Annotated in this window: 13 protein-coding genes; 5 read left to right on the top strand and 8 right to left on the bottom strand. The window is 50.4% G+C overall.

What is annotated here, in order from left to right; all coding sequences use genetic code 11:
- Positions 1 to 62: 62 nt before the first annotated feature.
- The 7 genes from erpA to pmbA all read right to left on the bottom strand — a co-directional run bounded on the left by erpA (position 63) and on the right by pmbA (position 6181).
- The gene (gene erpA, locus HCX92_RS03980; protein WP_169293617.1) at positions 63 to 431 is read right to left on the bottom strand and encodes an iron-sulfur cluster insertion protein ErpA; all 369 of its coding nucleotides are present in this window, start codon (positions 429 to 431) and stop codon (positions 63 to 65) included.
- A gap of 83 nt (positions 432 to 514) precedes the next feature.
- Positions 515 to 1207: a DUF6776 family protein gene (locus HCX92_RS03975; RefSeq protein WP_169293616.1), complete on the bottom strand. Its 693-nt coding sequence runs from the start codon at positions 1205 to 1207 to the stop codon at positions 515 to 517.
- Positions 1208 to 1221: 14 nt separating this feature from the next.
- Positions 1222 to 2277: an N-acetyl-gamma-glutamyl-phosphate reductase gene (gene argC, locus HCX92_RS03970; RefSeq protein ID WP_169293615.1), complete on the bottom strand. Its 1056-nt coding sequence runs from the start codon at positions 2275 to 2277 to the stop codon at positions 1222 to 1224.
- A gap of 202 nt (positions 2278 to 2479) precedes the next feature.
- Positions 2480 to 2872: a 30S ribosomal protein S9 gene (rpsI, locus tag HCX92_RS03965; RefSeq protein WP_169293614.1), complete on the bottom strand. Its 393-nt coding sequence runs from the start codon at positions 2870 to 2872 to the stop codon at positions 2480 to 2482.
- A 9-nt stretch (positions 2873 to 2881) separates the two neighbouring features.
- Positions 2882 to 3310, bottom strand: a complete 429-nt coding sequence (gene rplM / locus HCX92_RS03960; RefSeq protein WP_169293613.1) for a 50S ribosomal protein L13 — start codon at positions 3308 to 3310, stop codon at positions 2882 to 2884.
- 297 nt (positions 3311 to 3607) lie between these two features.
- On the bottom strand, positions 3608 to 4711 hold the full coding sequence (locus tag HCX92_RS03955) for a TRAP transporter substrate-binding protein (RefSeq protein WP_169293612.1): 1104 nt from the start codon (positions 4709 to 4711) through the stop codon (positions 3608 to 3610).
- A 129-nt stretch (positions 4712 to 4840) separates the two neighbouring features.
- Positions 4841 to 6181, bottom strand: coding sequence for a metalloprotease PmbA (pmbA, locus tag HCX92_RS03950; protein ID WP_169293611.1), 1341 nt, complete (start codon positions 6179 to 6181; stop codon positions 4841 to 4843).
- Between the two features lie 93 nt (positions 6182 to 6274).
- On the opposite strand from pmbA, the gene yjgA reads away from it, so the two are divergent.
- Together yjgA and HCX92_RS03940 are read left to right on the top strand one after the other, a co-directional pair.
- Positions 6275 to 6820, top strand: coding sequence for a ribosome biogenesis factor YjgA (gene yjgA / locus HCX92_RS03945; RefSeq protein WP_169293610.1), 546 nt, complete (start codon positions 6275 to 6277; stop codon positions 6818 to 6820).
- A 3-nt stretch (positions 6821 to 6823) separates the two neighbouring features.
- Positions 6824 to 7507: an alpha/beta hydrolase gene (locus tag HCX92_RS03940; protein ID WP_371808388.1), complete on the top strand. Its 684-nt coding sequence runs from the start codon at positions 6824 to 6826 to the stop codon at positions 7505 to 7507.
- On the opposite strand, the gene HCX92_RS03935 is transcribed toward HCX92_RS03940, so the two are convergent.
- The gene (locus HCX92_RS03935) at positions 7508 to 9970 is read right to left on the bottom strand and encodes a GNAT family N-acetyltransferase (RefSeq protein WP_169293608.1); all 2463 of its coding nucleotides are present in this window, start codon (positions 9968 to 9970) and stop codon (positions 7508 to 7510) included. It lies immediately after the preceding gene.
- A 109-nt stretch (positions 9971 to 10079) separates the two neighbouring features.
- On the opposite strand from HCX92_RS03935, the gene gltX reads away from it, so the two are divergent.
- The 3 genes from gltX to HCX92_RS14855 form a co-directional block, all read left to right on the top strand.
- On the top strand, positions 10080 to 11480 hold the full coding sequence (gene gltX, locus HCX92_RS03930) for a glutamate--tRNA ligase (protein WP_169293607.1): 1401 nt from the start codon (positions 10080 to 10082) through the stop codon (positions 11478 to 11480).
- 39 nt (positions 11481 to 11519) lie between these two features.
- Complete coding sequence (locus HCX92_RS03925; RefSeq protein WP_169293606.1) at positions 11520 to 11831, top strand: hypothetical protein; 312 nt, start codon at positions 11520 to 11522, stop codon at positions 11829 to 11831.
- A gap of 459 nt (positions 11832 to 12290) precedes the next feature.
- Positions 12291 to 12552 (top strand): hypothetical protein (locus HCX92_RS14855; protein WP_248289987.1); only part of this gene is annotated, 262 nt, incomplete at its 3' end.

The raw sequence follows: 12552 nt of genomic DNA, 5'->3' as shown, positions 1-12552 counted from the left end.
TGCTCTGGTTTATTTAGTGTCATGCCTTCACGAACGCGAACGACACTTGCTGTTTAACAGTATTACACCGAAAAAGAAGAACCACAACCACAAGTTGTTTGGGCATTCGGATTACGAATCACAAACTGTGAACCTTCAATATCTTCTTTGTAATCAATTTCAGCGCCAACCAGGTACTGGAAACTCATGGGGTCTACCAACAACTGAACGCCATCTTTATCGATAGTGGTGTCATCATCGTTAACGACCTCATCAAACGTGAAGCCATACTGGAATCCTGAACAGCCACCACCCTGCACGAACACGCGCAGTTTAAGGTCGGGATTACCTTCATCGATTAACAAATCCTTGACTTTAGCTGCAGCCGCATCGGTAAAAACCAATGGCACTGGAGGAGCCTGCAAGTCTACTGACTCTAAAACGCTACTCATATACTTACTCCTGGTGAGATACAGTCACCTTAATAAAACAGGCAGATACGCCTATAACTTGATTATTTTAACATAACAACACGCTAAGACTTGAGCTTTAGCGTTCGCGTCACACGTGTATTTTTACCTTCCACCACCTTCAGGGTTATGTTTTCAGGTATAAAGCCGTCAGGAATCACCAGCAGGCCCTGTGCCAGTTCAATTTTGCTGAACTTCAAGTTCTGGCCACCATTACTGGCATTTTTTGTTGACGACTTGTTATTGTCTGCATTCTGGACTGCAGAGTCGGGCTTAAGCACCACGGTGGTGGCCTTGCCATTCATCTTGCCCTTGGCCTCAAAATGCAAACGACCACTGAAAACGGCAGGTTGCTTCTGGGTGCGCGTCAGTAATACCTTATAGCGAATCCGGGCGCCTTCCTTGACCGCATCGAACTCCCGAACGGTCACATGCATATTGCTTTTGGAGGGAATCAGCTGCTCATAACGCAACAATTCCTCGGTGCTTCTCACGATTTCATCCTGCAGCTTCGCGACCTGGCGATTGAATTCAACAATCGTGCTTTTATCAATCACCATTTGCGCATTGGCAGCATCCAGCTTCCCTTGCAATGCCTGGATTTCCAACTCACCCTGCTTTACTTTTTCCGAAAGCAAAGTGAGCTGTTCATTTTCCACGCCCAGCATTTTACGCTGCACGACGTTTTGGGTAACGTAATAACTACCCGTTGCTCCCACCACTATACCGACGGCCAAAAGAAAAATACGTGCTGCCATTGTTAACCGGCCCTTTAAGGCAAAATAGCCACTTGATCCAGGCCAGTTTGTTCAGCCAAACCAAATAACACATTCATGTTTTGCACTGCCTGACCGGCAGCCCCTTTCACCAGATTGTCCTGAACCACGACAACAATCAGGGTATCGCCATGCCCGGGACGGTGCAAGGCAATACGCAGCTGATTGGATGCCCGGACCGAGCGGGTTTCCGGCAGGCTGCCGACAGGCATCACATCAACAAATGCCTCATTCTGGTAACGCTGCTCGTACAGGGCCTGAAAATCGGTTTCCAGGGCCTCGGGTTTGATTTTGACATAAATGGTGGACAGCATTCCCCGGATCATGGGTACCAGATGCGGTACAAAGGTAAGGCCCACCGGCTGACCGGCAATTTTGCCCAATTGCTCGACTATTTCAGGATGATGACGATGGCCGGAAACTCCGTATGCCTTGAAGTTGTCACTGGCTTCGGAGAACAGGCTGCCCACTTCGGTTTTACGGCCAGCACCAGACACACCCGATTTACAATCGGCAATGATATTGTCCAGCTTGATCAGACCCTTTTCCAACAAGGGAGTAAGTCCCAGAATAACAGTGGTGGGATAACAACCCGGGTTGCCAATCACCTGCGCGCCGGCCACCTTTTCCCGATTCAGTTCAACCAAACCATAAACACTGTCTTTCAAGACATCCGGACAGGCATGCGGCATTTTGTACCATTTTTCAAAAACCGCCGTGTCCTGCAAACGAAAATCGGCCGCCAGGTCGATCACTTTGACACCGGCCTCTATCAGGGCACGGGCCTGCCCCATGGCAACGCCATGAGGTGTCGCAAAGAAAACCACATCACATTCAGTCAGTGCCGCATTTTCGGGAGCGGAAAAAGCCAGATCAACATGCCCGCGCAAGTTGGGAAACATATCCGCAACCGGCATGCCTTCTTCTTTACGAGAGGTAATTGCATGAAGCTTTGCATTGGGGTGCGCTGATAGCAGGCGCAGCAATTCCACACCGGTATAGCCGGTGCCGCCAACGATGCCAACCTTGATCTGGGCCGAAGAAGATGCCATTGTTAAATCCTTTGTTAATGAAATGGATGTAAACGTTTTTATAAACGACTATTGCACCACATTATGAGAGTTTTTACACGCGTTTTGGTTCAACTTACCTGAAAATCAGGCACTGGTTTTGCTTCACTATGTTTCAAAGCGCCTTTAACAGGCCAAAAACAAAAAAGACCGCAAATGCGGTCTTTTCTGGCTCGAAAACAGATTAGCGTTTGCTGAACTGTTTGCGACGACGGGCTTTGTGGAAACCGACTTTTTTACGCTCGACTTCACGTGCATCACGGGTTACATAACCAGCTTTGGACAATGATGATTTCAATGTTTCATCATAGTCAATAAGCGCGCGGGTAATACCATGACGGATTGCGCCAGCCTGGCCGCTTTCGCCACCACCGTGCACATTGACGTGGAAGTCAAAGGCTTCGGTGAGCTCTGTGAGGACCAAAGGCTGACGAACAACCATGCGGCCTGTTTCACGGGCAAAATATTCATCAACAGGTTTACCGTTAACAACGATGGCGCCTGTACCTTTTTTCAAGAAAACACGAGCCACTGAAGTTTTGCGGCGGCCTGTTCCATAATTCCAATTACCGATCATGATTTATCCTTAGAAATCCAGCTGTTTAGGCTGCTGGGCAGTATGAGGATGTTCGGCACCAGCATACACCTTGAGTTTTTTAATCATGGCGTAGCCCAGTGGACCTTTGGGCAGCATACCTTTAACGGCTTTTTCAAGTGCACGGCCTGGAAAGCGCTCTTGCAGCTTTTTAAAGTTCGTTTCGTAAATACCGCCAGGGTAACCGGAGTGACGGAAGTATTTTTTGTCTTCAGTCTTGTTACCGGTAACAACGATATCGGCAGCATTGATAATTACAATATAATCGCCGGTGTCAACGTGAGGGGTGAACTCGGGTTTATGTTTACCGCGCAAACGGCGTGCAACTTCGCTGGCTACACGACCAAGGACCTTGCCTTTTGCATCGATAACAAACCAGTCACGTTTGACTTCATGCGGCTTTGCCACAAAGGTCTTCATGATAGTTATTCCTAAATAAAAATTAATAGAGCCGGCTTGTGCCGTGCCCGTTACGCCCAATTTCCGATTTTTTTATGCCTGTTAAAAAACATAAAGCCGGACGCTGCCAGGCTGTTATTGTAAACAAGTAAAATCTTACTTTTCAGCCGTACAGTTCTGGGTTAGCCGGTTATGTTAACACCTTGTTTTTATTTTTTCAATAAAAACAATAAAATAGAACGCAAATCAGAGAAAAACCACCCGTACAATCCTTGCTTTTTGTTGTATTTTGTACGGGTGGGACTGTCTTAGACCTGATTAAGCTTTACGGCCTTGTGAAATCGCATAGGCCAGATAGCGGGTATACGAACCCTCAACCAGGTTGAACCAGGGTGCCAGATCGTCACGGAAAGCCATGTAGTCATCATGGATTTTCTTGAACATCGGGTCTTTGTCAGAGAACTCTTTATACAGTTCTACAGAAGCCTTGTAACCGGCGTCCAGCACTTCTTTGGGGAACTCTTTCAGTACGGCACCACCAGCGATCAATCTGCGCAGCGCACCCGCATTATGGGCATCATAAACCGCCGTCATATTGGCCGTAGCATACATACATGCCGCCTCAACAATCGCCTGGTAGTTTTTGGGCAGTTTCTCGAACTCACCTTTGTTCATATAAGCGGAAACCTGTGGACCACCTTCCCAGAATCCGGGGTAGTAGTAGTATTTGGCCACTTTGTTAAAGCCCAGTTTTTCATCATCAAAAGGACCGACAAACTCAACCGCGTCAAGCGTACCCTTCTCAAGCGAGGGGTAAATATCGCCACCGGCGATTTGCTGGGGAATCACGCCCAATCGTGCCAGCACCTCTCCGGCAAAACCGGAAGTACGCATTTTCAGGCCTTTCAGGTCTGCCAGTGAGTTGATTTCCTTGCGATACCAGCCACCCATTTGTACACCGGTATTACCCAGAGGGAAGTTGACAATATTGATGGGCTCAAACAGTTCGCGCAGCAACGCTTTACCGTTGCCTTCAAGAATCCAGGCCATCATCTGACGGGCGGTCAGACCAAAAGGAACCGCTGTATCGAAACAGTAGGCGGGGTTTTTACCAAAATAATAGTAACCGCAGGTATGACCAGCCTGAACGGTACCGTTGGACACCGCATCCATCACCTGCAGGGCAGGCACGATTTCACCGGCCGGGAACACGTCAATCACGAATTTGCCATCAGAAGCTTCGTTGACATACTTGACGAATTTTTCAGAGGTACCGAACAAGGCGGGAAGGCTGCGTGGAAAACTGGAAGCCATGCGCCATTTGATGCTTGGATTTTCCTGCGCCAATGCCGGGGCACCAACCGCTGCCGTACCGGCCACCATACCCATACCGGCTTTTTTTAGAAACGAACGACGTTGCATATGCTTATTCTCCAAATTTATTTCAAACTCTAAAAATTTTATACGATAAACAGCCTTCTGGCGCCCTTGCTTTATGTGATAACCCGAATTAGTGGTTTTCCCTAAAGCAGCCCCAGGCCTGCCTGACACCTAACTGCCTGCCACCGCCATGCTTTCAATCAGGATGGAACCCGATGTTTTGGCACCGCGCGTAATGACATCGTTACCTACCGCCACCATTTGCATAAACATATCTTTCAGGTTGCCCGCAATCGTGATTTCCTGAACCGCATGCTGGATTTGCCCGTTTTCCACCCAGTAACCAAACGCACCACGGGAGTAGTCGCCGGTAACATAATTGACACCCTGCCCGATCAACTCGGTCACCAGCAGGCCAGTACCCATTTTTCTCAGCATGGCATCAAGATCGTCACTGGCTTCGGTGAGTGTGGAGCTTAACAGCAAATTATGCGAACCACCCGCATTACCGGTGCTTTGCATCCCCAGTTTACGGGCCGTGTAGCTTGACAGCAAATAGCCCTGCAAAATGCCGTCCTGCACCAAATCACGCGTCTGGGTTTGCACGCCTTCGTCATCAAAGGCGGAGCTGCCCATGGCACCCGGAATATAAGGATCTTCATGAATTTGAATATGGTCCGCCATCACCGGCTTGCCCAGAGAGTCAAGCAGGAAGCTGGACTTGCGATAAAGCGCACCACCACTGATGGCCTGGGTTAGCGCACCAATCAGCCCCAGAGCCAGGGGTGCCTCAAACAGAACCGGATATTTTCCGGTGGGAATCCTGCGGGCCGACAAACGGGACAAGGCACGCTGGGCCGCATACACACCCACATCATGTCCCTTGGCCAGCCTTTCGGGGTAACGATTGGAGGTATACCAATAATCCCTTTGCATGTGATCGCCCTTGCCGGCAATGGCTGCCACCGAAATACCATGGCGCGAATACGGATAACCGCCCATGAACCCCAACGAATTGGCAAACACAAAGCGCCCTTCACTGATATCAATGGAGGCGCCTTCAGAATTGGTGATTTCCTTGCTATAGCCCAAGGCGCCCTGCTCGGCCTCTATTGCCAGCCTGACCGCCTCATCGGCAGAGATATCCCAACTTTTATGCAAGGCCAGATCAGGTAAATAGGTGGCCAGCAATTCGAGCTCAGGCAAACCGGCCGCAGGATCGGCCGCTGTATATTTGGCAATATTCCAGGCGGCCTCGACGGTTTCGGCAATCGCTTTGGCTGACAAGTCCGAGGTGGAAGCTGAACCCCTGCTTTGCCCTGCGTAAACAGTCACCCCCAGGGAGCGGTCATTGGTTTGTTCAACCGTTTCGACACTGCCCTTGCGAACGGAGACAGCAAGCCCGCTGGACTCGGAGACCTCGGCTGCGGCACTGCTTGCACCGAGCTTGCCGGCATGTTTCAGCGCCAGCTGAACCAGCTCTTCAAAATTAGACTGACTATTAGGATTCATAGATAAAAATATAAGTGGTTGTTCTGTTCATTATGACTGTAATCGCATACACGGTTATGATATCCAAATATCAACCATTTTTCGATTTTATTTATGCATAGCGACCAAACAGATCAGGACGATAACGATTTTTACGACCGACCCAGCAAATCCCAAATCAAAAGAGAGCTGCATGCCATTCTGGATCTGGGCAAGCAAGTGATTGAGTTGCCTTATGACAAAGTAAAGCAGCTACCCCTTGATGACAAACTGCTGGATGCCATTAAAACGGCCCAGAAAATTAACGGTCGGGAAGGCAAACGCCGTCAGATCCATTATGTCGGAAAACTCATGCGCACAGCCGACATCGAGGCCATTCGCCAACAGCTGGATGTCTGGGAAAATGGCTCAAAAGAAATTACCGCACATATGCACCGGCTGGAAACCCTGCGCGATCGCCTGATTGCCAGCGATGAAGAGTTAACCATACTTCTTTCCGAATATCCCCAGGTGGATATTCAGCACCTCAGGGCACTGATTCGCGCTGCCCGCAAAGAACAGAGCGCCAACGCAGCCCTGACCGAAACCCAGGAGCCGCAAAAAAAACATTATCGTGCCCTGTTCCAGGCACTCAAGTCTATTTTATCAACCGGGGAATAGTTTATTATGTCAGATCAAGCACTGCTCGATTGTGTTGAAATCAATACGGGCAACCACATCACGCACTCAATTATCTGGATGCACGGCCTGGGTGCCGATGCCAACGATTTCGTACCCGTTGTTCCCGAACTGAGACTACCCAAACCGTCAGGCATCCGTTTCGTTTTCCCCAATGCACCGGTACGTCCGGTTACCCTGAACAATGGCATCGCCATGCCTGCCTGGTTTGATATTATTTCCCTTGACCGCATCAACGGCCCCGAAGACGAAGCCGGTTTGCGCGAAACACAGCAGGCCATCGAAGCCCTGATTGCCCGTGAAAACGAACGCGGCATTCCGACTGAAAACATTTTCCTGGCCGGCTTCTCGCAGGGCTGCGCCATTGCCCTGTTAACCGGCTTGCGTCATCCCAAAAAACTGGCAGGTCTTATCTGCCTGTCGGGTTTTCTGCCTCTGGCAGCCAAAACCGAAGCCGAACGCAGCCAGGCAAATATTGATATCCCCATTTTCATGGCGCACGGCACCCAGGACCCGGTAGTGGTTCCCGAACGCGCACTTAACAGCAAGGCCAAACTGGAAGAACTGGGCTACCGCAACGTGCAATGGCACACTTACCCCATGCAGCATTCGGTTTGCCTGGAAGAAATCCGCGACATTTCAGATTTCATCCAGCAAAACCTGGCCTGATTAATCCGCCTGGTTCAACGGCATCCAGACCCTTCGCATTGAAGGGTCTTCTTCATCCGGGTCATTTTGCAAACCCAGACTGGTCATTAAATGCAACATGGGTTTGTTACTGGCCAGCACCACCCCTTCTATGTAAGCCAGTTCCTGTTTACGGGCCGCCTCTATCAGCTTGCTCATCAGGGTTCTGCCCAAACCACGCTTTTGCCATCCATCACCAATCACCAAGGCATATTCAGCACCCACGCCATCGGCATTACGCAAGTAATGCGCCAGACCAATAATCTCTTCCCGTGGTAACCCGCGATTGGCTTCGTTGGGCACCTGGATGGTGGCCACCAGTGCCAGCTCCCGGTGATAATCCACATAGGTATACCGGCTGAGCATTTTAGGCGTCAATTCACGCATCATGGAAACAAAACGCATGTAGCGCGACTTCTCGGACAGGCCCCTGATAAAATTCTGCAGCGCCTCGGCATCTTCAGGACGAATGGGTCGCAGCACCCAGGGCGTATCATCATCAAAACGTCGGTTTTCAATCAGGTAGTGCGGATACGGGAAGATCGCCATATGGTCGTAACCGGACTCACGTGGTGACACACCCGCTTGCTCATCAAGCACAATCCTGACATCTCTGGCATGGACTTCACGGTAACCCAGAATAATCGGGTTGATTTCAAGCGTCTGGATGCAGGGAAATTCGCTGACCAGATCAGCCACCGATTCCAGAATACGCTGCAACTTGACGAAGATGTGCGGTTCTACATAGGTTTCCAGTTCCTGACGCCAGACCCGGCTGCGCTTGATCAGCTGACCGGCCAGATAAGCGTTCAGGGGCGGCAGGTCAAGCCCTTTGTCACGGGATGAAAACACCACTTTGTGACCCCCTTCGCCAAAACGGATCCAGGGTCCAAAGATAGGGTCGTTCTGAACCAGTATCATGACGGCCGGCACCCCGTCTTCAACAGAAAACTGTTCGTCCTGCCCGTCTTCCTCCCAGGAAACCCCCACATTAAAACAGTCCAGCAGGCGCATGGCTTCGGACGGCTCCAGGGTACTGCGTTTTTCCTTAAGGGCGGTATCAAGCAGGGTACGGGCAGCCGGAATATCGGAAGGCCGGGAATCAGGCTGAGGGATCCTGAGCTGGTGCAACAGTTGCTGGTTATAGAAGTAATCACAGAGCGACATCATGGCCCCCAGCGCTGTTTCAGGGGTCCTGAACGCCGGCATGCCCGCCCGGTTAAGCAGCCTGCGAAACGGTCGCATGGTGGCCTCCCCCAGAATGCTGGTCACAATCGGTTTGGGCGCCTTGCGGGCATAAGCCGCCAATTGCTCAACCACCTTCTGCATGTCCATCAACTCATCGGGGGCCAGCATGACCAAGATGGCATCAACGCCGGCATCGTCCACCATCACCTTCAGACTCTCGATAAGCTGCTCTCCGGTTAGGGGGGCATAACTGATCGCAGGATTGCCCACTATCGCACCAGGGCCCAGAATACGTCTCAAGTCACGCAAACTGTTGCCGGATAGCGATGCCTTGGACAAGGCACTGCTGGAGCCCATCGCATCAAACGTCAGGGACGTTGAGCCTCGGCTATTGCCAAACACCACAATCCGTCCACCCTTGGGACGCCGGGCATAGGACAGCGCCTTCAGGGCGGCAAAAAGCTCGACAAAATAATCAACCCGGACCGCCCCGGCACGCCGGATGGCCGCCTCAAATACGGCATCATCCCCCTTCAGTTCGGGACTCGCCTTGCCGGCCCGCAAGACCAGAACCGGCTTGACACTGGAGGCCATGCGAATGGCACTAACCAGCTCCCGCCCGGAACCGAGCTTATCCATGTACAAGGCAATACTGTCGGTGCGGTTATCGGTAGCCAGGTACTCAATAATTTCAGGCAGGTCAACATCAATCACCTCTCCCATTGAAATGGCTGCCGACAGGCCAAGATCCACATCATTGGCCCAGTCCATAATGGACATGAGCAGCAGCCTTGACTGTGACACCACCGCCACCCTGCCCTGATTGGACAAAATGGGGTGCTTGCTAAGATTCAGGTTCAGGTGAGGACGCTGGATACCAAACGCACGCGGCCCCAACAGCAGGCACTTATGCTGCCTGGCCCAGCCCAGCACGAACCGGCGTATTTCAAGAGGATCATCATCAATGGTTTGGGTAGGCAGCAGGATCATGGCCCGGGGCGGCTTGCGTTCAAGAAACGACAAAACCATTTCCAGCCTGTCAGGTTGCACGCACAACACCGCCAGGTCTTTTCTCTCTTCACTTTCAATGGCTTCTTTGGCTGTCAGTTTCAAAAAGGATTCGGATGAGTCAAACGACATGAGCGTAGTGTTGCGCACCAGGTAAGCCGGCACCGATTCGCAAACCGGCAAGGAGACATCTGAAATCACGATTAACGATCTTGGCTCGAAGATGGAAGCCAGGCGATGACGCTGCATATATTCACTCACAAAAATATTAAGTTAAAATGAAATTTTTCTGAAGCCTGCCAACTCATTGTAAACTGTCTTGCCTCTTCTTTTAATCACTTAACTGTTTTAACTATCCATGACTTCTTCTGTTAGAACCCGTTTTGCCCCTTCCCCAACCGGCTATCTCCATTTGGGTGGTGCACGCACGGCCCTTTTCTCATGGGCGTTTGCACGCCATCACCAAGGCACTTTTGTATTGCGTATTGAAGATACCGACCTGGAACGCTCCACCCCCGAAGCGGTACAGGCCATTCTTGACGGCATGAAATGGCTGTCGCTGGAAGCGGATGAAGGCCCTTTCTACCAAATGCAACGCGCCGAACGTCACAAGGAAGTGATTGCCCAAATGCTGGCCGAGGGCTCGGCTTATTACTGCTACAGCACACCGGAAGAAGTTGAACAAATGCGTGAAAGCGCCAAGGCCAAGGGTCTGAAGCCCAAATACGATGGCACCTGGCGCCCTGAACCCGGTAAAACACTGCCCGCCATTCCTGAGGGTCGCAAACCGGTTGTCCGTTTCAAGAATCCCACTGAAGGCGCCGTTTCCTGGAATGACATGCTCAAAGGCACCATCACCATTGAAAACGCCGAGCTTGATGACCTGATCATTGCCCGTCCCGATGGCACCCCCACCTACAATTTCTGCGTGGTGGTTGATGACTGGGACATGCGTATCAGCCATGTTATTCGCGGTGATGACCACATCAACAACACACCACGCCAGATCAACATCCTGAAGGCCCTGGGTGCACCCATTCCCGAGTACGGACACGTGCCCATGATCCTGGGTCCAGACGGGCAAAAACTGTCAAAACGCCATGGCGCTGTCAGCATCATGGAATACGAAAAACAGGGTTACCTGCCCGAAGCCATGGTTAACTACCTGGCTCGCCTGGGCTGGAGCCACGGCGATGATGAAATCTTCTCGCGTGAACAGCTGGTTGAATGGTTTGACACCCGCAACCTGTCCAAATCGGCTGCCCAATGGGACCCCAAAAAACTCAACTGGGTCAATGCCCATTACATCAAGGCATTAAGCGACGAAGCGTTGCTGGAGCACGTTTTACCCCGCATTCACTCACGCGGTGGCAACACCGAGGGCCTGGACATGGTTGCTGTTCTCAATCTGTTCAAGGACCGTGCCGAAACCCTGGAGCAATTGGCTGAAAACGCCATGCTGTTCTGCGCTCCGTTCCAGCCCGCGACTGAAGAACTGCAAACCCAGTTCCTGACCGATGATGCCAAACGGATTCTGGCCGGCTTTGCCGAAAACGCCAGCAAGCTGAACACCTGGACCAGTGAAGCCCTTGATGCCCTGATCAAGGAAACCCTCAGCGAGCATGGCATCAAAATGCCCATGCTGGGCATTCCCTTGCGCCTTGCCGTCACCGGCCAGAAACAAACACCTTCCATTGGTGCCGTTCTGGCCATTATTGGCAAAACAACCGTTCTTGAACGCCTGCAAAACGCCATCTAGCGCTCCTTAAGAGCATCCAGGCACGCTACAAACAACGCATTGCCTTACGCCATCAGCACACCGCTGTTCATGGCGTTGGGCAAGGCGTTTTTTTATGCATGCCATAAAAAAACGCCAAACGGTTTTGTTGGTTTTTCGCCAATGGTTTTTTTATGCTTCAAGCAAAGCAACCCCGTTTTTTTACTTCAGAAAAACACAGTAAACCCGTCAGCGTCAGCAACATCAAAAAACGTTACAACAGCTCGTCAGGCTGATGACATTTACTGCCTGCTCATCGCATCTTTGCACAGTGAAAAAAGCGCAAGAAAAATATCCCGTCACGCTACAAGCCTTTATTTTCAATACTTTTGAAAAAAAAGTGTAATACACGAAAAATCTGTCAACCCAAAAAAAACGGCTCCTTCGGCCTTGATTTGCCTGATCAAAACAAACCCAGGCAATCGTTCCCGCACCAACTCAGACATAAAAATTTTATTTTCCAGGATTTAAAAATGGTTTTTTATAGCCTAATTGATGGCTAAGCTCTTAATATTGATAACAATTATCTTGTTTTTATTGTGCTTTATTTCAAAAGTATTGCGTGCGTTTCATGGCGTAATGAGTTACCCTTGCGGTTATAAAGGCAAATAAAATAATTGGCCTTTATAACCATTTGCAATGTTTCGCACTGAAAGCGGGGAACATATCAAATGGTGATACAAAGGAAGTAGAGTTATCCGTTGCCGGATTTATACTTTGACCTTGAAATTATATCTGTACAGATGTATTTAATTTTTTTCATATCCGGACCCTTTCCCAAGGAGTATTGCCATGGCAACAGCAGCCAAAAAAGCAATCAAAAAACCTGCAGCTAAAAAAGCTGCAACCAAAACAGTGGCTAAAAAAGCTACTGCCGTCAAGAAAACCGTTGCAGCTGAGACCCCTGCCGTAACAAAAACAGTTGTGAAGAAAGTCGCTGCTAAAAAAACCGTCGCAAAATCCGTTAGCAAAACAGCCGCTCCTGCAAAAAAAGCAGCCGCCACAAAAACAGTAGCTGCCAAGAAAACCACCACCAGCAAAACCGCTGCCGTGA

Origin of the sequence: Advenella sp. EE-W14 (assembly GCF_012923605.1) — a bacterium.
Taxonomy (GTDB): domain Bacteria; phylum Pseudomonadota; class Gammaproteobacteria; order Burkholderiales; family Burkholderiaceae_B; genus Advenella; species Advenella alkanexedens.
This window is presented reverse-complemented; position numbering and strand designations above follow the sequence as displayed.